This is a genomic window from Affinundibacterium seohonense (genome assembly GCF_014284305.1).
GTDB lineage: Bacteria > Pseudomonadota > Gammaproteobacteria > Burkholderiales > Burkholderiaceae_D > Undibacterium > Undibacterium seohonense.
The window spans coordinates 1-255 of the sequence record NZ_JACOFW010000130.1; the positions used below are offsets into that span (position 1 = coordinate 1).

Genomic DNA, 255 nt, shown 5'->3' on the forward strand with positions numbered 1-255 from the left:
TCGTTGAACAAGCGATTGGACATGGACTTATTGGTGGACGTGTCTTTTACAGCGATAGCACCCATCTCAAAGCCTCGGCAAATAAGAATGGCTATGATATTCATCAAGTCGCGCAAAAGCCCGTCCATTATCTAGAAGAACTTAATAGCGCGATTGATGCCGACCGTTTGGCGCATGGTAAAAAACCACTCTCGCATCAAGACGACGATGAAGAGCCGCCAACGAAAGAAATCAAAATCAGTCCGGTCGATCCCG

The 255-nt window shown here is 47.1% G+C and carries 1 pseudogene; it reads left to right on the forward strand.

Features of this window, described 5'->3' with window-relative positions:
• Positions 1-255 (forward strand): annotated as a pseudogene (locus H8K52_RS22140) (IS5/IS1182 family transposase); the annotation flags it as partial.